Raw genomic sequence first — 22,094 nt, 5'->3', positions numbered from 1 at the left:
GCCGTTCACCGGGCAAACTGCGCGCGCAGACTTACCTTGCTGATCTTGCCCGTCGGCAGCCTCGGCAATTCGTCGACGAATGCAATGGCTTTCGGACATTTGTAGCTCGCGATCAAGCCGCGACAGAACTCGATCAATTCGGCTTCGCCCGCTTGCTCGCCACGGCGCAAAACGACGATCGCCTTGACGCACTCTCCCCACTTCTCGTGCGGCACGCCGATCACCGCCACATCGATGACTGCCGGATGATGGAGCAGCGCATCTTCGACTTCACGGCTGTAGATGTTCTCGCCGCCGGAAATGATCATGTCCTTCTTGCGGTCGACGAGGAAAATGTAGCCGTCCTCGTCCTGGTAGCCCATGTCGCCCGAGCGATACCAGCCATCGCGCAGTGCTTCCACCGTCGCCACGCTGTTGTTCCAGTAGCCACTCAACTGCGTCTGCGAGCGCAGCCAGACCTCGCCGGTCTGGCCTTGCGGCAGATCGTTGCCGTGATCGTCGACGATGCGCAGGTCGATGCCGGGGCACGGGCGCCCCACCGATGCGAGACGCCGTACCTGTTCCGGAGACCCTTTGGGCTTGACCTCGTGCGCAGGCAACCAGCAGGCGTTGCTCTCGGTCATGCCGTACTGGACCGAAAACACCGGGCCGAGCACCTGAATGCCGCGCGACAGCAGCGGTGCAGGCACCGGGGCTGCCGCCGTGACGATGTTTTCGATGCTGGACACGTCATAGCTCGACAGTTCGGGCACATCGAGGACCGCCTGAAGCATCGCGGCAACCATGAACGTGAAGGTGATGCGTTCTTCGGCGATCGTCTCGAGCATTTGCTTCGGCTCGAAGGTGCGATGCACGACCGTCGTGCCGCCCATCCAGGCCACCGAATTGACGAAGCCAATCCCGCCGACGTGGAATGCCGGCGTCGTCTGCAGCACGCGGGTATTGCCCGAAAACTCCGTCACCAGCGCGCAGCTTTCCGCGGTGACGCACATGGCATGGTGCGTGCGCACGACGCCCTTGGGACGTCCCGTGGTGCCGCTCGTGTACATCAGGTACGCGTAGTCTTCCGGTTTCGAACGGATCGGCGGCCCTTCCACTGGGCCGGCTTTCATCACCGCCTCGAATGAAACGGCCCATTCCGGCGCGTCGCCAATGCAGATGTACTGCTCGATTTCGGGCAGTTGCGAACGCAGTCCGTTTACGACATCGGCATACTGAGCCTCGAATACGAGCGCCTTAGGGGCCGCGTCCTTAAGAATATAAAGAATCTCTGCGGGGGCCAGCCTGAAATTGACGGTTGCCAGAATGAAGCCGGCCCACTCGCATGCACGGTAGCTCTCGTAGTACTCCGCGCAATTCATCGCGAGGATCGCAACCCGGTCCTGACGCCGCAGGCCGCGCTCATATAGCGCTCCCGAAAAGCGGCGTGCGCGCTCCGCCAACTGACTGTGCGTCAGACGCCGGTCGGCGTACACGAGCGCCGTGTGGTCGGCATGCAAGCGAGCGTTTCGCTCGATCATCTCGCCAAGGGTTCTCATCTCAATCCTGTCGTTGTTTTGCCAGATCGACTGTTAGCCAGCGAGCGTCTGCGGATCGGCCAACACGGTTCCAATGAATGCGGCGAAGCGCGCCGCGTCGGCTCCGTTGATCACTCGATGGTCGTAGCTGAGCGACAGGGGCAGCATCTTGCGCCAGCTGACGCCGCCGTCGTCCGCCGGCGCGGCTACCAGCCGGGTTTTAGTCACGCCGAGAATCGCCACCTCCGGCGCATTGACGATAGGCGTAAAACCAGTACCGCCAAAGCCGCCGAGCGAACTGATCGAAAAGCAACCGCCCGACATATCTGCCATCGATAAACCCTTTTCGCGCGCCTTCTGCGAAATTGCTGCAAGTTCCACCGAGAGTTCTTCGACGCTCTTCCTGTCGCAATCGCGCAGCACCGGCACGAGCAATCCGAAGCGCGTGTCCACGGCGACCCCGATGTGGAAGTACTTCTTCAGAACGATGTTTTTGCCGTCACCGTCGAGCGACGCGTTGAATTGCGGGAACTCCTGCAAAGCCCGCACCACCGCTTTGATAAGGAAGACGAGCGGCGTCAGCTTAACCGCCGTGCCCGCCTCGTTACGGGCCTTGCGATAACTTTCGAGCGACGTAATATCAGCGTCGTCGTGGTGGGTCACATGCGGGATCGTCAGCCAGTTGCGCGACAGGAAGGCTCCTGTGAGCTTCTGGATGCGCGACACCGGCCTGACTTCCACCTCGCCGAATTCGGCGAAATCGACCTGCGGCCAAGGCGGCAGATTCGCGCCGAAAGCGGGGACTGCGGCCTCGCCGGGGCCGGTATTCACATTGGACTGCGGTCGCGTAGCAACGGATTCGACACTCATCGCGGATGCCTCTTCGAACGACTGTTGGACAGCGTGACGGCCTGCGGCCAATCAGACGATTTCCGCCAGCACCGTGCCGACGGGATACACTTCGCCAACCTGGGCAACGATGCGCAGCGTGCCCGACGCGGGCGACTCGACCTCCTGAATCGATTTGTCGCTCTCGAGCGCGTAGAGAATCTGCCCTTCGCTCACGGTTGCGCCGTCGTCAGCCAGCCATTCGGCTAGCGTGCCTTCGTTCATGGAAAAGCCCAGTTTGGGAAGCAGAACTTGTGTGGTCATGACCTTGCTCTATTGATGATGGAATTCCGGGTGTTCGTGCCTGTCATTCCAGCGTCGCGCGAACCGCCGATTCGATTTCGGCCACGCCCGGTACGAACGCGTCTTCGAGCGGCTTCGAGAACGGCACGGGGCAGAATTGCGCGCCTACGCGCTGCACGGGCGCCTTGAGCTCGCGAAAGAGGGCTTCGTAGATACGGGATGCGATTTCCGCACCCACGCCGAACGGTTTGACGGCTTCGTGCACGACAACGGCGCGCCCGGTTTTTGCAACCGAAGTCAGGACAGTTTCGGTATCCAACGGAGAGACGGTGCGCAAATCGATCACTTCGCAGGCGATACCGTCTTTCGCCAGCACTTCGGCAGCAGCCATGGCTTCCTGCACGCGGCGGCTGTAGCTGATCACCGTCACGTCGGTGCCCGCGCGAATGACGTTGGCTTTGCCAAGCGGGATCGCCACGCCGCGCTCCGGCGCACTGCCCGGATTCCAGTAGGTCGGCATGTTCTCGATGAAAAGGCAAGGGTCGTCATCACGGATGCAGGACAGCATCAAGCCATACGCATCGGCAGGATTCGACGGTGTGACGACCTTGATGCCGGCAACGTGCGCAAACCAGGCCTCGAGGTAGTCGGCGTGCTGGCCACCCGTGCCGAAGCCCGCGCCCGTCATGGTACGGATGACGATCGGCACATGGGTCTGTCCGCCCGACATGAACCGCAGCTTCGCGGCGTGATTCACGATCATGTCCATCGCGACGGTCGTGAAGTTCATCAGCATGATTTCCGCCACAGGACGCATCCCGACCATCGAAGCGCCGATTGCCGCACCGATGATGGCCTGCTCTGAAATCGGCGTCGAACGCACCCGCGACGTGCCGTATTTCGACGACAGTCCCTTCGTTACGCCGACGATGCCGCCCTCCTGGCCGTCGGCAACGTCTTCACCCAGCACGATTACATTGGCGTCGGCGGCCATCGCGTCGTCGAGCGCGAAGTTGACCGCCTGGATGGTGTTGATGTTGGTTGGCTGCTGGCTCATGCAAGCACCTCGTCCTTGAAGATGTCGCGCCGAAGCTCCGCGACATCGGGATATTCGCTCGACAGCGTGAATTCGACCGCAGCGTCGATCTGCGCCTCGTGTTCGGCTTCCATCGCAACCAGTTGCTCCTCGGTCGCATGCTTCGCATCGATGAGCCACTGACGGAACAGCGGCACCGGATCCTTCGCGAGCCAGGCGGCCTTTTCGTGCTTGTCCATATAGGCGTCCGGGTCGCCGAACACGTGCCCCTGAAAGCGGAACGTGTTCGCTTCGATCAGCGTCGGGCCGCCGCCGTTGCGCGCGCGTTCGACCGCTTCGTGCGCCGCCTTGTGCATCTGGATCGGATCGTTGCCGTTCACCGTGATGCCCGGCATCTGGTACGCGACGGCGCGCTGGGCGATGTTCGGCGCGGACGTGCCATACGCGTATTTGGTGTGCTCGGCATAGCCGTTGTTCTGGCAGACGAAAATCACCGGCAACTTCCACACGGACGCCATGTTCAGCGACTCGTGGAAGGCGCCAATGTTTGATGCGCCGTCACCGAAGTAGGCCACGGCCACGCGCGATTCACCACGAATCTGCGCGGCGAGCGCAAGCCCGTTTGCGATCGGCATCGAACTGCCGACAATGCCGGTCGTCACCATGACGCCCGACGCGGGATGCGTGACGTGCATCGGGCCGCCCTTGCCTTTGCAGGTCCCCGTCACTCGTCCTCCGAGCTCGGCCCAGAGTTCCTTGAGCGGCACACCTTTGGCGATCATGTCGTGGACGCCGCGGTAGATCGTGCAGATGTAGTCGTCGTCGGTGAGACACACCGACATCGCCGACGGAATCACTTCCTGGCCGCGCGGCGAGTAGTACGGCATCACCAGCTTGCCGGCCTTGATAACGGCACGAAAGCGCTCATCGTTCTGCTTGATGAGAGCCATGCGCCTGTAGATGTCGACCAGGACTTCGCTGCTGGGCGGCTGATAGGCATTCATTCGTCACTCTCCTGTGTCACCAGATCTTTTGCGCGCCGCTCGCATGCAGCGCCGCGATGTAACCGAACACGAACGATGCGCCAATGCTGCTGCCGGCGCCCGGATAACACCGGCCAACCACGGATGCCGTGCAGTTGCCGGTGGCGTACAGTCCAGGGATTTGCGAGCCGTCGTCCTTCAGCACACGTCCGAACTCGTCGGTCACGAGACCGCCTGCCGTGCCCACATCCCCTGGATACATGCGCACGGCGTAGAACGGCCCGTCCTCGATCGGCCCGAGATTGGGATTCGGTTTGATGGTCGGATCCCCATGACAGCGATCGAATGCGCGCGAGCCGCGACCGTAATCTTCGTCGACGCCCGTTTCGCAGAAGCCGTTAAAGCGCTTGACGGTCTCGAGCAGCCCAGCACGGTCGATGCTGCATTTCGCGGCCAGTTCTTCGAGCGTGTCTGCCTTGATCATGTATCCACTGTCGAGCCACTTCTGCGGAATCTGGCCCGGCATCGCCGTGCCCCACGGGTAGTACTTACGCTGCCGGCTGTCCATCACGACCCATGCGGGAACGGCCTTACCCGTCTGCTTGTGGCGCTGGTACATGCGTTGACCGATTTCCATGTACGCTCCCGCTTCGTCGCAAAAGCGCTCGCCGTCCTGGTCGACCATGATCGAAAACGGCAGCGACAGGTCGAGGTGATGCATGAACGGCAGCGGCGAGCCATCCGGCGCGCGTGCACCTTCGGGCAGTTCTTCGTTGGGACCGAGCGACGTCACGACCCACCACGCTTCCTCCATGCAGTCCACTGCGCCGCCGAGCGCAATCGCGGCTTGCAGGATTTCACCGGTATCGCCTGGGTTCGCATTGGTCCAGTGCGCGGACGAAGGCTGCGGCTGGTACTTGCGGCGCATTTCCGCGTTGTGTGAAAAGCCGCCGGTATTCAGCAGGACGCCTTCGCGAGCGCGCACGCGCAACTCGCGGCCGCTGCGTACCGCGACGATGCCGGTCACGCGTCCGTCCTCGACGATGAACTCGCGCACCGGCGTGTCCGTCCAGATCGGCACGTTCGCGCGCAGCGCCATCTGCAGCATGCGCCCCTGAATCGCCGCGCCGTTGGCCACGAGTTCCTTGCCGGTAATCTTCTGATAGAGCATCCGGCCACCCAGTTGCATCGCCTTGCGCTTGCCGCCCCACGTCCGCTTCATCAGGAACAGTTGCGGATACTCGTCCGAGTTGGCCGGCATCGACGGGCCCTTGTAGCGCGACAGACGCGGCGCCCATTCGCCCAGTTCCTTCACGTCGAACAACCTGGCCAGCAGCGACCGGCCACGCGGCTCGCCGCCGGGCAGCGTGTCGTAATAATCGGACCAGCCGTCCGCGTACACGAACTGCATGCCCTGCTGCTCGAGAAACTCGGCCATCTTCGGGCCGGTGCGCAAGTAAGCCTCGCGTCGCGCGTCAGAAGTGCCCGGGCCTTGATAAGTAACCGCCGCATCGAAGTACTGGCGCGCGCGTTCATAGGAATCGCTGACGCCGTGACGCTTCATCACATGGTTGTTCGGAAGCCACCAGACCCCGCCCGAATATCCGGTCGAGCCGCCGACCTTCGCCTGCTTCTCGATGATCAGTGCTTCTTTGCCCACCGACTTGCAGGCAAGCGCCGCACACATCGAACCCCCGCCGCTGCCGACCACCACGAAGTCGTAGGTTGCGTCCCAGTTTGTCGACATCACTCATCCCGCGCGATGAATTCGCGCAGCGCGCGATGGAAGTTCGAAACCGACGATTCCTGCAGCGGATTGGTGCGCAAACCCTTGAAGCCGCGCGACTTCATGCCCTGCTGAACGTTGGTCATGTTCTGGAAGTCCTGCCACAGGATCAGGCCGAAGTTCTCCTGCGCGTTCTCCTTCCAGTCGTCCACGCCGTAATAGAACTCGCGCTTCAACGGCGGCTCCGCCCCAGGCGCGAAGCGCTGCAGCGACCAGATGTCGTAGATGCACGAATCCGGGTTGTCGCCATCCGGCCGCGCGCGATAGAACAACGCGCCGTCCGGGTACGGCAGGAACACCAGATTCGGAAACACGTGCCAGTCCGCTCCCGCGCGACCCAGTTGCTCGAAAGAGATCTCGGGCCAGCCCGCACCCTCGGCGATGGCCGCCTCGCGCTGAAATTCCATCGCCTTCCCAAGGACTTCGAACTGGTTACCCGACGGCGACATTTCGGTCATCAGGCGCTTCGCGGCTTCGTAATCGCGCGCGGTATTGATCGCCTTCAGAGTCTCTTCCATTACCCGGAAAAAGTTCACGAGCCCATGGCGGACGTCTTCCGGCATCGGCTTGCCGGTTCGCGGCGAGGGCGCGCCGATCATCCGCGTAGCCGTCGAATAACCAAACATCCCATGGCGGCCATAGGAGAAACTGCGCGTCACGTCATCGCCGGCGACGTCGAGCAGTTGCGGATGGGTTGCCGCTACGTGATAACCCTCGTTGAACGCTTCGAGTGCAACCTTCCAGTTGCACGGCAGACGAATCGACTTGTACCAGCGGTAGCGCATCTTTTCGAACTCGAAGCAGTTCGTGATCTCCGGCACCGGGTCGAGAAATTTCGCGAGCGGCTCTGCATCCGGATCCATATTGATGAACACGAACCCGCCCCACGTATCGACCAGCAGGTCCGTGAGACGAAGGTCCCCGTCAGCCATGTCCGGGCAACCTTCCCAATCTTGCCTGTCGAGCACACGCGCAAGACTGCCATCCAGATTCCACTGCCAGCCGTGATAGGCGCAGTGAAATTTCGCGGCCTTGCCACAGCCATTAGTCAGGCGCCGGCCACGGTGCTGGCAGACGTTGAAGAAGGCCTTGATCTGATCTCCCGCGGTTCGCACCACGATGACCGATTCGCCGGCCACGTCGAAGGTCACGAAGTCGCCCACGTTGGGAATCTCTTCCAGACGGCAGGCGACCTGCCAGATTCGCGGCCAGAGGCGCTCTTTCTCGCGCTCGAGAAACTGCTTCGACAGGTAACTGTCCTTCGGGACAAAATCGAGGCGGACAGTGTGCTCACACGAATCGGGACTGGTGTTACCCATTGTTATCTCCTTCGTCATATGGCCGGCGTAGGCACCGGTTCCGGCTTTTTATGTGGTGGCCGCGCAGTCGACGGCCATATTGCAACTAGCTGTTCAATTATCTTGAACAGCGTTCTGGTCGGTGTCAATCCGGGCGAACGTCAATCGAGCGCCGCGGTCAGTGCCGGGACAGCGTCGAAAAGGTCGGCGCTCAGACCGTAGTCGGCCACCTGAAAGATCGGCGCCTCGCTATCCTTGTTGATCGCGACGATGACTTTCGAGTCCTTCATACCGGCGAGGTGCTGAATCGCGCCCGAGATACCCACTGCGATATACAACTGAGGCGCGACGATCTTGCCGGTCTGGCCGACCTGATAGTCGTTCGGCACGAAGCCGGCGTCGACCGCGGCGCGCGACGCGCCGACTGCGGCGCCAAGCTTGTCCGCGAGCGCGTCGAGCAGTTTGAAGTTGTCGCCGTTCTGCATGCCTCGGCCGCCCGACACCACGATGTTGGCTGCCGCAAGCTCCGGCCGGCTCGATTTCGTCAGTTCCTGGCCGACGAAACGGGCCTTGTCGAAAGCCGCTGCGGATGCGACGCCGCGCGTCGGCGCGGCGGCCGAACCGGTAGCGGCCGCATCGAAAGCGGTCGGACGAATCGTGACGACCTTGATCGCGTCGGACGACTGGATCGTGGCGAGTGCATTGCCGGCGTAGATCGGACGCACGAACACATCGGGGGCCTTGAAAGCGATCACGTCGGAAATCTGCGCGCTGTCGAGCAGCGCGGCCACCCGCGGCATGAAGTTCTTGCCCACGGCCGTGGAGGCCGCGATCACGTGCGTATAACCGCTAGCCAGCGAAACGACGAGTGCGGCCAGATTTTCCGGCAGCCCATGCGCGTATTCGGGTGCATCCGCGACGAGCACTTCGGCGACGCCGGCAACGTTCGCGGCCTGCTCTACCACCGCCGACGCGCCGTGGCCTGCGACCAGTACATGAATCTCGCCGCCCGCAGCGCCCGCCGCCGTGATGGCGTTGAGCGTGGCGCGCTTGAGGCTTGCGTTGTCGTGTTCGGCGATAACGAGAATAGTCATGATCAGATCACCTTCGCTTCGTTACGTAGCTTTTCAATCAGCGCTGCAACATCGGGAACCATCACGCCGCCCTTACGCGCCGGCGGCTCGGTCACTTCGAGAACCTTCAGACGAGGTGCAACGTCGACCCCTAGCGCGTCGGGGCTCAGCGTCTCCAGCGGCTTCTTCTTCGCTTTCATGATGTTGGGCAGCGTCACGTAGCGCGGACTGTTCAGACGCAAGTCCGTCGTGACCACCGCCGGCAGATCGAGCGCGACACGTTCGAGTCCGCCATCGATCTCACGCGTGACGAGTAGTTGTTGACCGTCCACTTCCGTCTTGAACGCGAACGTGGCTTGCGGCCAACCGAGCAACGCGGCGAGCTTCTGGCCGGTTTGTCCCGCGTCGTTGTCGATGGCCTGCTTGCCGAGCAGCACCAGTTGCGGAGTTTCCCGAGCGGCCACGGCGGCCAGCAGCTTGGCGACCGCGAGCGGCTGCAGATCCGCATCGCTTTCCACCAGCACCGCGCGATCAGCCCCCATCGCGAGCGCCGTACGCAGTACCTCCTGCGATTGCGTGGTTCCCGCGGACACCACGACGACTTCACTCGCCACGCCCGCTTCCTTGAGGCGCACCGCCTCCTCCACCGCGATCTCATCGAATGGGTTCATGGCCATTTTCACGTTGGCCAGATCGACGCCCGAACCATCGGACTTCACCCGAGGTTTCACGTTGTAGTCGATCACGCGCTTCACCGCGACCAGTATTTTCAATTTGACGCTCCGAACGCTTTGTTGAACAATGTTCTATATTCTGAACTCATCTTTCTGTAGCTGTCAACGAGAAGAATGAGGAGAACGTCGCTAGTCGCTCAATTCGACGCCCTCGTTCGACACCATGGAGACGACCAATGAAGCTCTATCGATGTGAACGGTTTGAAGGTATTGCGGGTCTGGCATTGCGCGAGGAACCCGATCCGGCGCCGCCCGGCGCTCATCAGGTACTGGTACAGGTCAATGCGAGTTCGTTGAATTTCCGCGAGTTGCTGCTGGTCAACGGTGCGTATCGCGACTGGATGGCGCCTAACTTCATTCCGGCCTCGGACGGCGCGGGCGTCGTGCTTGCCGTCGGCCCAGGCGTGCGGCGCTTCCGACCCGGCGACCGGGTGATGGTCAATTTCGCGCAGAACTGGCACGGCGGCAGCCGCCCGCAACACGCGGATACGCTGGGCCGCGGCGCTATCGTCGAAGGCATGCTGCGCGACAAGGCGGTGCTGAGCGAGGAAGAACTGGTTAGCGTTCCGGATCATCTTTCCGACGAGGAGGCCGCAACGCTGCCTTGCGCCGCGCTCACCGCATGGAACGCGCTGTGCCAGCATGCGCCGCTGCTGCCGGGCCAAACCGTGCTCGTACAGGGCTCTGGCGGGGTATCGCTGTTCGCTCTGCAGCTCGCCCGTCTGTTCGGCGCGCGCGTGATCGCGACTTCGTCGAGCGATGCGAAGCTCAAACGGCTTGCCGAACTCGGCGCCGACGCCACGATCAACTACCGAGACACGCCGAATTGGGATGACGCCGTGCTGCGCCTGACCGATGGCTTTGGGGTCGATCTGGTCGTCGAGGTGGGCGGCGCCCAAACCTTCGGCAAGTCCATTGCCGCCACTCGCGACAGCGGCCGCATCAGCGTGGTCGGACTGCTGACCGGCGCCCCTTCTCCCGGCGAAGGATTCTTCACGCGCGGACTGTCGATCGCGCCGATCCGCGTCGGCTCACGTCAGGATTTCGAAGCGATGAACCGCGCGATCGGACTGCACAAGCTCAAGCCCGTCATCGACTCGGTTTATGACTTTGCGCGCGTACCGGATGCGCTGCGGCATCTCGAAAGCCAGCAGCATTTCGGCAAGATCGTCATTCGCCACCAGTAAACAGCCTTCGCATGATCGACGGGAGTCAGACTATGAAGCTCTTTTCACTGGAAGGACAGATTGCGCTCGTCACCGGCGCGTCGCGCGGCCTCGGCTTCGCCATGGCTAACGCGCTGGCGGCAGCGGGTGCCACGGTGATACTGTGCGCGCGTTCGCGCGCGAGTCTCGAAACCGCCGCGGAATCGATTCGTAAAGCCGGCGGCGACGTCGATATCGAACCGTTCGACCTCACCGATCAGGGCGCAATCAGAAACGGCGTTCGCAACGTCCTTGCACGCCACGGACGCATCGATGTCCTGCTCAACAATGCCGGCATTTGCGAGTGGAGTGATTTTCTGCAGTCGAACCTCGACATGTGGCAAAGAACGATGGATACCAACGTCACGGCCGCCTACGTGCTCGCGCAGGAAGTTGCGCGCCCGATGATCGAACGCGGACACGGACGCATCATCAACGTCGGGTCTTATGTGTCGGTGCTCGGTCGCGAGAAGCTGCAGGCGTACGTGGCCAGCAAGCACGCGATTGCCGGACTGACGAAATCGCTCGGCGCGGAACTGGGCCGACACGGCATTCGTTGCAACGGCATCTGCCCCGGCTACTTCCTCACCGAAATGGCCGAGCCTGTCACGTCCAACCCGCGGATGAAGGAAATCGTGCGCTCGCATATCTCGGTGGGACGCTGGGGGAACCCCGAGGAACTCGGCGGCGTCGCGGTTTTTCTCGCCTCCGAAGCGAGCTCTTACATGAATGGGCAAATGCTGATGGTCGACGGCGGGGTCTCGGAGATCCTGAGCTTCTCGATGTCGGTGGTGTAGCGCAACGAGCGGTTCGCCCCAACGCGCCGCGTGACTGCAGGCAAACCGGCCCGCTATCTCCACGGATAGCGGGCCAATTATTTTGTCCTGCCAGGGTGCCGCGCGAAGAGCGGCACCCGTTACGCAGTCACGACCGCAGCGTTGCCTCACCGCTGCAGGCCTCGACCTTCGCGGAACCGGCGGCGCCGCCCTTCGCCACTGCTTTACGCGAAATGCCTTGCAGCAGGAAATGCGACAGCGCCGGAATGAGGATCAGCGCGCCGATCATGTTCCACAGGAACATGAACGTGAGCAGGATGCCCATATCAGCCTGGAACTTGATCGGCGAGAACGTCCACGTTACGACGCCGGCAGCCAACGTCACACCGACCAGCGCCACGACCTTCCCGGTGAACTGCACCGCGTGCCGATAGGCTACACGCAGCGGCTGCCCAGCGCGCTGATACGCGAGCTGCACACTTAGCAGATAGAGCGCATAGTCGACGCCGATGCCCACGCCGAGCGCGATCACCGGCAGCGTTGCCACCTTCACGCCGATGCCGAGCTTGACCATCAGCGCCTCGCACAGCACCGACGTGATCCCGAGCGGCACGACCGCCACCACGACCGCGCGCCAGCTGCGGAAGGTGATGAAGCACAGCAGGATCACCGCCGCATACACCATCAACAGCATCGTGCGGTTCGCCTTGGCAACAACGACGTTCGTCACCGCGTCGATGCCAGCCGACCCGGCGACCATCAGGAACTGATGATCGGCGTCGCTATGGGCTTTCGCGAATGCCTCTGCAGCCTCCATCACGCGCGACAGCGTCGCCGCTTTGTGATCGGTCAGATAGGCGATGACCGGTGCGGTGCCGCAGGTCTGGCTCAGCAGATCAGGATGATCGAGCAGGATCTGCCACACCGTCTTGTTCACGATCGAAGGCACGCGGTCGATCGTGTACCACTTCGGGTAGCCCTCGTAGAACCCGGACGTCACCCAGCGCGCGAGACCGCCGACCGAGGTGGTGGTCTGCACCCCCGGCACGCCCCGCAGTGTGGTTTCGAGCCGGTCCGCCTCGAGCACCAGCGGGAAGTTGTTGGCGTCGCAGGTGCCGTGCGACGACTTGCCGATCACGACGAACAGGTCGCTCGACAGACCGTAGTGCGCGTTGGTGTACGCGTTGTCGAGGTTATAACGCGACTCCGGCCTGAGTTCCGGCGCGCCCGAATCGAGGTCGCCGATCTGCAGGTGCTGACTGATCGACAAGCCGAACACCGTGAGCGCCGCCGCACAAGCGATCGCACCGACAGCCCAGCGGCGCTCGGTGAAGCGATCAAGCAGATTCCACAACGCGCCCGCCGACGAGGTGCCGCGCGCGTCGTTCTGCTCGCCACGCACGCTGCGTCGAGCAGCCGACGGACTCACACCAATGTATGACAGTAGTACCGGCAGCAGCAGCAGGTTGGTGAAGACCAGCACGCCCACGCCAACGCTCGCGGTAAATGCCAGATCCTTGATTACCGGAATGTCGATCACCATCAGCACGGCAAAGCCAACCACGTCCGCAAGCAACGCCGTGAGACCGGCGAGAAAAAGCCGCCGGAACGTGTAGCGCGCCGCCACGTAGCGATGGGTGCCACGCCCGATGTCCTGCGTGATCCCGTTCATCTTCTGCGCGCCATGCGAGACGCCGATCGCGAAAACGAGAAACGGTACGAGCACCGAGTACGGGTCTAGCACATAGCCGAGCGTGCGAATGATGCCGAGCTGCCAGACCACGGCAATCAGCGAACACGCCACCACCAGCAGCGTGCTGCGATAGCAGCGCGTATAGAGAAAGATCACGACGAGGGCGATCCCCGCGGCCACGCCGAAGTACATCGCTACCAGCTTGAGTCCGTCGATCAGGTCGCCGATCAGCTTCGCGAAGCCCACCACGTGAACCTGCACCTCGCCGCGGCCCTCCGCTTTGATGACCTCGTCGATCCGGTGCGAGAGCTTCGCGTAGTCGAGCTGCTTGCCGGTATCGGCGTAATGATCGAGCAGCGGCAGCTGGATCATGCTCGAATGCAGATCGTTCGACACGAGGCTGCCCACGATGTTGGCGCGGGCAACGTTGGTGCGCAGCCGTTCGACTGCCTGCGCGGACGCGTCGAAGCCGTCCGGCATCACCGGTCCCCCTGCGAAGCCGCGCTCCGTGACCACGTTCCAGCGCACGATCGGCATCCAGAGCGACTTCACGCCAGGCCGGTCGACGCCCGGAATCAGGAACAACGCGTCGTTGATACGCCGCAGCGCCGCGAGATATTTCGGATCGTAGATGTCACCCGACGGATTCTCGACGACGATCCGCAGCGAATTGCCGAGTCCTTTCAGATCCGCCTTGTTGGCGAGGTAGTTTTTGATGTACGGATGCGACAGCGGAATCATCTTCTCGAAGCTCGCATTCACATCGAGCCGCAGCGCCTGAAATCCCAGCACCGCCGTAATGATCGCGCAGATGATGATGAGCCACGGACGCCGGTTGAAGATCAACCGCTCGAGCGCGTTACCCGAGCGCGTATCGAACTCGGCAAGATCCGCCACCACGGGCATCTTGTCGAATTGGGCATTGTTGCCGCCAGCCATGTCTGCTCCCCCTTAGTGCGACTTCGACAATGCGATCCGCGACAGGCCGGCCGCACCGGCCAGCACCGCGGTGTCGCCGCGCAGCGCCATGGCGAAGATGCCGCCTGGCTGGCTCGCGCCGAGTGTATGAAAGCTTGCTTCGTGGTCCGCGCTCTCGAGCAGCTCGCCCGCCTGGGTCGCGAGAATCAGATGACCGTTCGGCAGTTCGCCCGAAGCGAGAATGCTGGCGCCAGTCGGCAGCGTCAGCTTGGCCCACGTCGCGCCGCCGTCGGTGGAGCGATAGGCGCTGCCGAGCATCCCGTAGACGATCAGCGCGTCGCCCGACGAAGCGAGACCGAAAAAGCTGCCCTTCGAAGGCGTCGGCACCGCGACGAAACGCTGCTTGCCGGGATCGAGCCTGAGCAGCAAGCCCTGCTCGCCCGCAATATAAAGCGTCCCGTTGATGCGGCGCATCGCATGCAGATTCAGTGCGTTGGGATTGTCGACGCGGTCGAACCAGGGCACCCAGCTCTTGCCGCCGTCGTCGGTATGAAAAATGATGTTGAACGAACCGATGACCCAGCCGGAACGCTCGTCATCGAACCAGACGTCGAGAAACGGACGGCCTCCGTGGTCTGCTTCAAAGCGTTCGGCCTCTTCGCGCGATGCCTTGAGATCAGGTGAATCGCCCTGTTGCTTCGCGTAGTACTCGCTCATCAGCCTGGCCGCCTGCTGGCCGTCGAGCTGTCGCGTCCAGCTATTGCCACCGTCGGTGGTATGGAGCACCTCGCCGTCGTGTCCGACGGCCCAGCCCTGCGCGGCCGACTTGAACGTAACGGCCACCAGATCGGAACTCACCGGCACCTGTACCTGGCGCCAGTGCACGGCGGCGTCGTCCGATACGAGAATTGCTCCGCGCGGACCTACCGCGACCAGGCGCTGTCCGGCCTGCGCCAGCGCCATCAGCGGTTCATGCGCGGCATGCGGGTTGATGACGGCGGGCGAGCGCATCGGGTCGGCGAATTCGGCATAGACCGACCCGCTCGCGGCGCATGCCGCGGCGACGATTGCCAGCCAACGAAACAGGGTCTTGCGCATTGTGTCTCCTTCACAGTAACTGGCGATCGATCACGCGAACAGTCCTGAGCTTTTTATGAAAACTTCCTTTTGCGCCATGCCATAGCCGGCACGGCGCACGTGCTACGCCCTTCCTTGTGCCTGGGCCGGCGGTACAGTGAACTCCTGAATTGGGCAGCGAGGATCGGCGTGCCGCTCGAGTCGACCAGCCACGTCTTCACATTATTGCGCTGCGCCGTGCCCACGTAGCGCAGTTCCCAATCCCACAACGCTTCCTGACCGTCCTTCGGCACCGGGAACGGCTTGCCGCCGAATGCGCCGGAAACGAACAGGCCATTCTTTTCGAGCTTCGTGTTCTGCTGGTGATGCGTCCCGCCAGGCAAGCCCGGCAGGACGCATCACTCGATACCTCATCCTCAACTCGGCGCGCAATTAGCGCACACCCGCGGACTGCATACGCTCAGGCGTGAAGTAGTCATTTGGGAAATTCACGTTGAAGAAAATCCCGGGCGAGTCCGCCGGATGGCTGCCGAAAATGTAGATGCCGCTGTTGAAGTCGTAGAACCAGTTACCGAGCGAATACGGCACCTTGTAGTCGTACGCTGGAACCGTGGTCTCAAAGCCGGCGCGATAGAGCTTGCCGGACTGGTCGTAGGCATCCATCATCCCCCCGCCGCCATCCTCATCGAAGTACAGCGTCTTCTTGCTGTAGATGTGACGCGCGCCCGGCTTGAGCGTCAGATCCACGACCCATACGCGGTGCAGTTCCCACCGGACATAATCGGGATTCACGAAATGCGGCGTGGTGATCTTGCTGGCCGGCGTGTCGTACTGCTGCTTGTAGTCGTTGTACGGAATGTACATTTCCTTCTTGCCGACCAGCTTCGCGTTCCAGCGATCGATCTTGCCGTAGAACAACTGAATGTCGTCCATCGTGATCGCGCCGGAATAGCCGGGGTTCGGCGTGTCGTAGGCGAGATCGGGCGCCACGCGCACGCGGCGTTGGCCCGGGTTGTATTCCCACGATTGCTGATCGTGATCGGCCGAATCCGTGAAGTACCAGAAGAGCGTCGTGTCGCCAATCAGACGGGCCGGCGACGCGTAGTCGTTATATACCTGATACCAGATCGCGAGGGGACCCTTCTTGCGAAACTCCGCTTCGTACTTCGGCTCGAAATACGGATAGAGCAGCGAACTCTTGAACTGCGCAGCAAGAATCGGCGTGCCGCTCGAATCGACGAGCCACGTTTTCACGTTGTTTTTCTGGGCCGTTCCGACGTAGCGTATTTCCCAGTCCCACAGCGCCTCCTGACCGTTTTTCGGCACCGGGAACGGCTTGCCGCCGAACGCCCCATCGATATAAAGGCCGTTTTTTTCGAGCTTGGCACTTTCCGCGTTCTTTTCCGAGTTCTGAAGGTACCAGTCCGGATACGAAGCCGAGCGGTGCGTCGGGTAAATGTCCATCCGGTAGGTCGGATAGCGCTTGAACAGCTCGATCGAGGCGGCGCTCAGTTTGTCGGTGTATTGCTGATAGTTCTGAGCGGTGATTTGCAGAACAGGCTTTTCACCAGGAAACGGGTCCGCCCATTTACCGGAGTCGGCCTTGAACCCGGTCGGAAAGTCCTTGATGCCCCCCGTGTATGCCGGAATCGTACCGTCCTTGTTGCCGGCAATTTCCGCGCCGAACGGCGTGATCCCACTCTCGATTGCCAGCGTATACGGCGAGGCCCAAACCGCGGCGAGTATCGCCAGCGCCTTAAGAAGCTTTGGGAATCTTTTCACACGTGCCTCCATCATCAAAACGTTGTCTGATAGGTAATGCCGATCCACGACTTGTCGCTGTACGGTGCACCGAGCGCCGTCGCGGCTCCCGCCGTTGAGTACCCCTTCTTGTTCATGTAGTAGGTGTAGGTAATGTCCACCTCATGCTTGTTGTAGATCGTGAAATCAAGCCCGACCACGAAGGTGTTCTGCCCCTGTGATTCGGCCGCTGGCGTGATGACAGATGAGTAGCCCTTCAGATTCAGATTAACGAACAGCGGCATCGTCAAATCAACCCCAGGGAATACCTGATACCACTGCGGGCTCGCACCAATGCCGATCCCGGCCCAGAAGCGTGTCGAGCAGTTGTTGAACGCGGAGTTGCCCGATGCCGAACATTGGCCCGTGGTGTCATAACTGGAGTTGGCAAAATTCCGCGCATTCGATTGCACGCTTAGCAGCTCGTTGAACGCGAATTCCGCCTGCAGGAACATGTTGTCCCACAAGGGCGTCTTGCCGAACGACTGCGTGACGTTCAGCAGACCGTGCAGCGTGCGACCCGTCGGCGCATCGTTGACCGTCGTCGTGTTGACGGCATTGAGTGGCATGTTCCAGCGATATGACAGCTCGCCTGCCACTGCCGCGCTGCCGACCGCACTGTTGAAGCCAGCGCCGATCAGGTTCACGTCGTTGCCGTACTTCGCCGTAACACCGGGAAGGTTGGTGCCAGGGAAGAGTTCTGGTCCGGCACCCGGGAGTAGCACCGCCGCCCACGGCATCTTCATGGCGAAGTGGCGGTACGTGAATTCATAGGTCGTTGCGATCGAATCGACACGCCACTTGCCGTCGATGCCGATATCGCCGATCTGGCCTTTCGTCGGCGCGATGCGCGGAATCGCGAATGTGCCCAGCCCCGGAATGTTTTGGTAACTGGCGATCGGAGGGCCGTAAAGAATAGGGTCGGCACCGCCGAAATATGTGCCGCCTTCAGGCAGCCGATCGTGATTCCATTCGAACGTGTACTGCGCGCCGAGGGAGAACGTGTCGGTAATGTTCGTCGTCACGTTGGCCTGAGCCGTCGGCAACACGATTTCCTTGAGCGAAGCGCTCGGGCTCTGCGTCAGTTTCATCAGGTCGAGCGGCTGCTGACCGATGGCCACCGAGTTCGCGCCACCCAGCGTAGCAAACGCCGACTGCCCCCAGGTGACTGCCGTCCGGCCGAGCTTGACGTTGACAGAGTGACCACCGAGGTCAAAAGTGTGGAACACGAACGCATCACGCAGCTCGGCGCTCGGCCCCTGGTAGTACTTCTTGATGTAGCTGGTGTACTCGTTGTTCGGATAGTTCGGAGGAAATGCAGGATTGCTCGTATTGTGATTCTTGAACGTCGGGTCGTACCACGCGTCCATACTGATGCGGAAGCCGGACGTGTCCTTGTACTTGAAATCGAATTCGCTGTAGAGGTTCAGCCTCGACTGGATCGTGCTGAACTTCGGCGTCGATAGATCGCCTTCGTCGTAGGTCGGGCTGTTCGTGTAGAAGTGGCTCGGGTTCTGAAGCCGGATGCCGTAGTCCGCACGCAGCGTGTTGTCCCATTCCATGTCGATGTCCGGGTTCGGCACATCGAAGTGGAAGGCGTTGGCGTTCGCGCTCCACAACCCGCACGCTGCAGCGATGCAGGTCGCGTGCACGCCAAGGCTTATCGCACTTGGCTTTAGACTCTTCTGTTTCATGCGTCTCCTCTTGTCTTTGTCGAGCTGCCGCAGAAAAGGCCCAGGCCGTTGGACTGCCGCAGACTTTTGCAATGAAGCGAAACCGGCCTCCCTACCTCGTCAGCATCGCGCCTCACATACTTCCAACCTCGCAACCAGAATGCGAATGCTGTTCGCAAAGATAAACGCCCGAAACTCGACTGTCAACGCTCGCTCACCCCTAGGTGATGCAATTTTACGAACGACGTTCAAGATGCGGGGTAAACGTGGATTTGAGTTGGTGATGAACTCGAAGCGGTCCGCGCATGGCCAGGGTCGCAGTGGTGCCCAATGCGTGCGGAGCGCGTGACGCTGACGAGACAGTGGCGACGCTTGCATTTTCGAGGTGTCCGATTCGACTGCGCGGATTGGCAATGCAAACCATGGATGGCTTTCGGAAAACGCAGTACAGGCCACGATGAGCCCGCCGTTCGTCTTTCCATTCAAGCGCGAAAGCAGGTGAATCGCAGAAGCAGCAGAAAACGCTTGTGCGATCGGATCAGTTTCCTTTGCAGTCCTTTTGTATAGGCTGGTCATGGACCGCGATCAGACGAATCCCTTATCCCGTTCCTGCGTAGAAGTGCCTTTCTGGTTTGCGGGGAGGAGGCGGGAACACGCGCCATGCCCCGTCGTCGTGCCGAAAGAAGAATATCGCGAGGGAGTTCTCAGCGGCGGACGACCGCGCAAGTACCCACCTCGTCTGGCCTGAATTTGCGAAAGTACATCGGGTGATGCGCACCGGGGTGGTTGCAGTGGGCGCAATCCACTTGTCGATCAGCGAACGCAAAGAACCTTCCGCAACCTTCATGTCCAGCTCCTTCTACGGCCTGTGCGCGCTGCTGACATCACAACCGCGAACGCAAATTGGCGACTCTAACCGGCCAACCCCAAACCCTGCGAATCTGCTGCTTCGGCTTGCGACACAGCGGGAATGGTCGGGTTCCGGCGTAATGTGTCGATTGACTAAATACTAGTAGTCAGCCGACCCATTATCAAGCCCAGATAACACCAGGGAAAATGCTGGTATGGACAAATCTACCCTTTATTCGGGTAGGATATGTGATGTCACTAGTGACTGGATCAGACTCTATCTAAAAGCTAATTAGTCGGCAGACACATATTTATTCGTCATCTGACTATCATCAGATTAATGCCGGCGCTGCCCGATCAGGATCGAACGCCGCTCGTATCAGGCGGGGTATAGCCCGCAGATACACATCCCGGACTGGCAACAAGCGAGAGGACAGCAGACGCCAAGGAGACCACAACAGATGAAAGACCTGACCATCTCATCGGCAGACCTCGGCAACACGGCAGCAGACGGGCCCAAACGGCGCGGGAACAGAACGACCCGCGTGCCCGCCATCATCGAAGTGGCGATCGAGGTCTTCGCATCCGAAGGTAACGCTGGTTTCACTCAACGCCGAATTGCCAGCGAGGCAGGGATTCGACTGAGGACCCTGCAGCACTACTTCAGCACCCGCGAAGAACTATTGCGGGCCACGATCGAGGCATACACGGATCGCTATTTCGAGCACTATCGGGCGATCGCCCAAGACAAGTCCCGGTCACCGGAAGCGCGACTGGATGTCATCGTCGACGAGGCGTTCTCCGTACTGACGGCGAGCGGCGGAAAACGCGTCAGCGCCTTTGTGCTGGAATCCTGGAGCCTCGCAGAGCACGAGCCCTTTCTGCATGTCCTGATGGCGAAATCTACTGCGGATTTTCAGGGTCTCCTGGCGGAACTGATCGCGCAGATAAACCCAACCTTGCCTTCGGGAGAATGCACGTTGCGCGGCGCCCTACTCCTTTCACATCTGCATGGTCTGGTCGTCTTTCTTCGCCGGTCCGGCGCGGACACAGTTAATGCGGACTCGTTCCGTCACGCCATGAAGGTCGTCTGGCGAGCGTTGAGCAAGGCATCTCCATAAAACGATAAGGCAGGTTCTTGTGCCAGAATCGCGCCCGGACGGAGCGGTTGGCGCGCCATGTGACTGGCGCACCGAGCTCCAGATCGCCCTCTACAGACTCACATGATCACAATGGCCAGTTCAGGCCATTGTGACCGATCCTCAGCGGACCACGTCCCAGACAAGAGGCAAGTGGTATAGCGTGCCGTTCACACCTCCGTGGACACCCGCTTTCTCGCCAGGCTTGATCTGGAAATCGGGAATCCGCTTAAGCCATTCCTGAAGAAAAACCTTCAACTCCACGCGCGCAAGGAACGAGCCGGGACAACGATGCGCGCCATTGCCGAAGGTCGAATGAATCGGCGTGGGCCGAGTGAAATCGACGCTCAGCGGATCGTCGAACTTTCTCTCGTCCAGACCGTGCAGTGTGGTCGGCATGATGATCATGTCACCCGTCTTCATCTGCACGCCCTTGTACTCGAAATCGTGTGTGATCCGCCGCCCTTGATTCACCACAGGGAAGCGCCGCAGAAGCTCGTCCACGGCCTTCTGCGTCAGTTCGGGGTTGTCGATGAGCTGCTTGCGGTGCGCCGGGCTGCCGGCGAGGAATCGCGCGATAAAGCCCATTGCCGAGGCAACCGTGTCGAGGCCGCCAATCAGCACGAGACCGCAAAGCCCCTGCACTTCTTCGTCGGTGAGCGCGCGCCCGTCGATCTTCGAATGAACAATCTTGCTGATGAGATCGTCACCCGGGTTCGCGCGGCGTTCCGCAATCTTCACCCCCAGGTACTGAAAAATCGCACCGAGCGCCTTGAGCTTCTCGTTGGCATCGACCGGGCGGACCATCTTGTCAGCGAGGCCGAGCAAGTACTCGCGATCCTCGGCGGGCAGCGCCACCATGTTCATGAAAATGCCGATCGGAAGATGCTGCGCAAACCCCGATACGAATTCCACCTCGCCCTTAGGATAAAAGCCGTCGATCAGTTCGATCGCCATTTCGCGCGCCTTTTCCTCGAGCTTGCCGATTGCCTGTGGCATGAACGCAGGCGCGATCAGCGCGCGATAGGCGGTGTGCTGCGGAGGATCGAAGAAGATCGGCGGCAACGGTTGATGCTCGACGAGCGGCACTGTTAGCTGCTTCGACGAGAAATTCTCGTAGTCCTTGAGGATGTGATAGATGTCATCGCCGCGCGTCGCGATCCAGTGTCCGCCGTTGCGGGGTGTCCAGAGAATGTCGGGAATGCCTTCGGCGTGCAACTGCTTGAGCGAGAGATGGTAGTCGTCTTCGGCACCGGGCGGATTGTAGATATCGATGTCGAACACGCGTTCAGGCAATACGTGCGCGGGAATTGGCGCCCGCTCCGGAGTCGCGCCATGAGCAGCTACTGACATTAGTTATCTCCTTTCGAATCGACCGGTATGAGCGGTCGGGACCATTCTTCATC

Annotated in this window: 18 protein-coding genes; 3 read left to right on the top strand and 15 right to left on the bottom strand. The window is 61.2% G+C overall.

Annotated features, from left to right (window positions below):
• Positions 1-5: 5 nt before the first annotated feature.
• The 9 genes from OKW44_RS03325 to OKW44_RS03285 all read right to left on the bottom strand — a co-directional run bounded on the left by OKW44_RS03325 (position 6) and on the right by OKW44_RS03285 (position 9,597).
• Complete coding sequence (locus OKW44_RS03325; RefSeq protein ID WP_026226708.1) at positions 6-1,538, bottom strand: class I adenylate-forming enzyme family protein; 1,533 nt, start codon at positions 1,536-1,538, stop codon at positions 6-8.
• Between the two features lie 33 nt (positions 1,539-1,571).
• Positions 1,572-2,387 (bottom strand): 2-oxo acid dehydrogenase subunit E2, encoded by an 816-nt coding sequence (locus OKW44_RS03320; RefSeq protein WP_084754498.1) that lies wholly within the window; start codon positions 2,385-2,387, stop codon positions 1,572-1,574.
• A 51-nt stretch (positions 2,388-2,438) separates the two neighbouring features.
• On the bottom strand, positions 2,439-2,669 hold the full coding sequence (locus tag OKW44_RS03315) for a biotin/lipoyl-containing protein (protein WP_018425497.1): 231 nt from the start codon (positions 2,667-2,669) through the stop codon (positions 2,439-2,441).
• A 43-nt stretch (positions 2,670-2,712) separates the two neighbouring features.
• Positions 2,713-3,705 carry an alpha-ketoacid dehydrogenase subunit beta gene (locus OKW44_RS03310; protein ID WP_018425498.1) on the bottom strand — a complete coding sequence of 331 codons (993 nt, stop codon included), beginning with the start codon at positions 3,703-3,705 and terminating at the stop codon, positions 2,713-2,715.
• On the bottom strand, positions 3,702-4,688 hold the full coding sequence (locus tag OKW44_RS03305) for a thiamine pyrophosphate-dependent dehydrogenase E1 component subunit alpha (RefSeq protein WP_018425499.1): 987 nt from the start codon (positions 4,686-4,688) through the stop codon (positions 3,702-3,704). Before OKW44_RS03305 ends, OKW44_RS03310 begins: the two co-directional genes overlap by 4 nt.
• Positions 4,689-4,704: 16 nt before the next feature.
• A complete protein-coding gene (locus OKW44_RS03300; protein ID WP_018425500.1) occupies positions 4,705-6,414 on the bottom strand; it encodes an FAD-binding protein in 1,710 nt (569 codons plus the stop codon).
• Entirely contained in the window at positions 6,414-7,772 is a 1,359-nt protein-coding gene (locus OKW44_RS03295) for an aromatic ring-hydroxylating oxygenase subunit alpha (protein WP_018425501.1), read from the bottom strand. Before OKW44_RS03295 ends, OKW44_RS03300 begins: the two co-directional genes overlap by 1 nt.
• A 140-nt stretch (positions 7,773-7,912) precedes the next feature.
• Positions 7,913-8,845 (bottom strand): electron transfer flavoprotein subunit alpha/FixB family protein, encoded by a 933-nt coding sequence (locus OKW44_RS03290; protein WP_018425502.1) that lies wholly within the window; start codon positions 8,843-8,845, stop codon positions 7,913-7,915.
• 2 nt (positions 8,846-8,847) lie between these two features.
• Positions 8,848-9,597 carry an electron transfer flavoprotein subunit beta/FixA family protein gene (locus OKW44_RS03285; RefSeq protein ID WP_018425503.1) on the bottom strand — a complete coding sequence of 250 codons (750 nt, stop codon included), beginning with the start codon at positions 9,595-9,597 and terminating at the stop codon, positions 8,848-8,850.
• Positions 9,598-9,734: 137 nt separating this feature from the next.
• Between OKW44_RS03285 and OKW44_RS03280 the strand changes: the two genes are divergently transcribed.
• Both OKW44_RS03280 and OKW44_RS03275 read left to right on the top strand, forming a co-directional pair.
• Complete coding sequence (locus OKW44_RS03280) at positions 9,735-10,745, top strand: zinc-dependent alcohol dehydrogenase family protein (RefSeq protein ID WP_018425504.1); 1,011 nt, start codon at positions 9,735-9,737, stop codon at positions 10,743-10,745.
• 32 nt (positions 10,746-10,777) lie between these two features.
• On the top strand, positions 10,778-11,560 hold the full coding sequence (locus OKW44_RS03275) for an SDR family oxidoreductase (RefSeq protein ID WP_018425505.1): 783 nt from the start codon (positions 10,778-10,780) through the stop codon (positions 11,558-11,560).
• Positions 11,561-11,687: 127 nt separating this feature from the next.
• Here OKW44_RS03275 and OKW44_RS03270 read toward each other — a convergent pair whose 3' ends face one another.
• From OKW44_RS03270 to OKW44_RS03250, 5 genes are read right to left on the bottom strand one after another with little or no spacing between them, the layout of a single operon-like run.
• A complete protein-coding gene (locus OKW44_RS03270) occupies positions 11,688-14,171 on the bottom strand; it encodes an efflux RND transporter permease subunit (RefSeq protein ID WP_018425506.1) in 2,484 nt (827 codons plus the stop codon).
• A gap of 12 nt (positions 14,172-14,183) precedes the next feature.
• Positions 14,184-15,248 (bottom strand): YCF48-related protein, encoded by a 1,065-nt coding sequence (locus OKW44_RS03265; protein ID WP_018425507.1) that lies wholly within the window; start codon positions 15,246-15,248, stop codon positions 14,184-14,186.
• A gap of 53 nt (positions 15,249-15,301) precedes the next feature.
• Complete coding sequence (locus OKW44_RS03260; protein WP_018425508.1) at positions 15,302-15,610, bottom strand: DUF1329 domain-containing protein; 309 nt, start codon at positions 15,608-15,610, stop codon at positions 15,302-15,304.
• 49 nt (positions 15,611-15,659) lie between these two features.
• A complete protein-coding gene (locus tag OKW44_RS03255; RefSeq protein ID WP_026226709.1) occupies positions 15,660-17,009 on the bottom strand; it encodes a DUF1329 domain-containing protein in 1,350 nt (449 codons plus the stop codon).
• A 14-nt stretch (positions 17,010-17,023) separates the two neighbouring features.
• Entirely contained in the window at positions 17,024-18,721 is a 1,698-nt protein-coding gene (locus OKW44_RS03250; protein WP_239499279.1) for a DUF1302 domain-containing protein, read from the bottom strand.
• 1,289 nt (positions 18,722-20,010) lie between these two features.
• Between OKW44_RS03250 and OKW44_RS03245 the strand changes: the two genes are divergently transcribed.
• Positions 20,011-20,670, top strand: a complete 660-nt coding sequence (locus OKW44_RS03245) for a TetR/AcrR family transcriptional regulator (RefSeq protein ID WP_018425511.1) — start codon at positions 20,011-20,013, stop codon at positions 20,668-20,670.
• Between the two features lie 141 nt (positions 20,671-20,811).
• Here the strand turns inward: OKW44_RS03245 and OKW44_RS03240 are convergent, their stop codons facing one another.
• On the bottom strand, positions 20,812-22,041 hold the full coding sequence (locus OKW44_RS03240) for a cytochrome P450 (protein WP_026226710.1): 1,230 nt from the start codon (positions 22,039-22,041) through the stop codon (positions 20,812-20,814).
• Positions 22,042-22,094 lie beyond the last annotated feature (53 nt).

Source organism: Paraburkholderia lebeckiae (assembly GCF_050436325.1).
Classification (GTDB): domain Bacteria; phylum Pseudomonadota; class Gammaproteobacteria; order Burkholderiales; family Burkholderiaceae; genus Paraburkholderia; species Paraburkholderia tuberum.
The sequence above is the reverse complement of the archived record's forward strand: the minus strand, read 5'-3'. Positions and strand labels throughout refer to the sequence as shown.

Coding starts and splice junctions, on each gene's coding strand:
- OKW44_RS03325 (WP_026226708.1), bottom strand. CDS start 1,538: ATGAGAACCCTTGGCGAGATGATCGAGCGAAACGCTCGCTTGCATGCC.
- OKW44_RS03320 (WP_084754498.1), bottom strand. CDS start 2,387: ATGAGTGTCGAATCCGTTGCTACGCGACCGCAGTCCAATGTGAATACC.
- OKW44_RS03315 (WP_018425497.1), bottom strand. CDS start 2,669: ATGACCACACAAGTTCTGCTTCCCAAACTGGGCTTTTCCATGAACGAA.
- OKW44_RS03310 (WP_018425498.1), bottom strand. CDS start 3,705: ATGAGCCAGCAGCCAACCAACATCAACACCATCCAGGCGGTCAACTTC.
- OKW44_RS03305 (WP_018425499.1), bottom strand. CDS start 4,688: ATGAATGCCTATCAGCCGCCCAGCAGCGAAGTCCTGGTCGACATCTAC.
- OKW44_RS03300 (WP_018425500.1), bottom strand. CDS start 6,414: ATGTCGACAAACTGGGACGCAACCTACGACTTCGTGGTGGTCGGCAGC.
- OKW44_RS03295 (WP_018425501.1), bottom strand. CDS start 7,772: ATGGGTAACACCAGTCCCGATTCGTGTGAGCACACTGTCCGCCTCGAT.
- OKW44_RS03290 (WP_018425502.1), bottom strand. CDS start 8,845: ATGACTATTCTCGTTATCGCCGAACACGACAACGCAAGCCTCAAGCGC.
- OKW44_RS03280 (WP_018425504.1), top strand. CDS start 9,735: ATGAAGCTCTATCGATGTGAACGGTTTGAAGGTATTGCGGGTCTGGCA.
- OKW44_RS03275 (WP_018425505.1), top strand. CDS start 10,778: ATGAAGCTCTTTTCACTGGAAGGACAGATTGCGCTCGTCACCGGCGCG.
- OKW44_RS03270 (WP_018425506.1), bottom strand. CDS start 14,171: ATGGCTGGCGGCAACAATGCCCAATTCGACAAGATGCCCGTGGTGGCG.
- OKW44_RS03265 (WP_018425507.1), bottom strand. CDS start 15,248: ATGCGCAAGACCCTGTTTCGTTGGCTGGCAATCGTCGCCGCGGCATGC.
- OKW44_RS03250 (WP_239499279.1), bottom strand. CDS start 18,721: ATGAAACAGAAGAGTCTAAAGCCAAGTGCGATAAGCCTTGGCGTGCAC.
- OKW44_RS03245 (WP_018425511.1), top strand. CDS start 20,011: ATGAAAGACCTGACCATCTCATCGGCAGACCTCGGCAACACGGCAGCA.
- OKW44_RS03240 (WP_026226710.1), bottom strand. CDS start 22,041: ATGTCAGTAGCTGCTCATGGCGCGACTCCGGAGCGGGCGCCAATTCCC.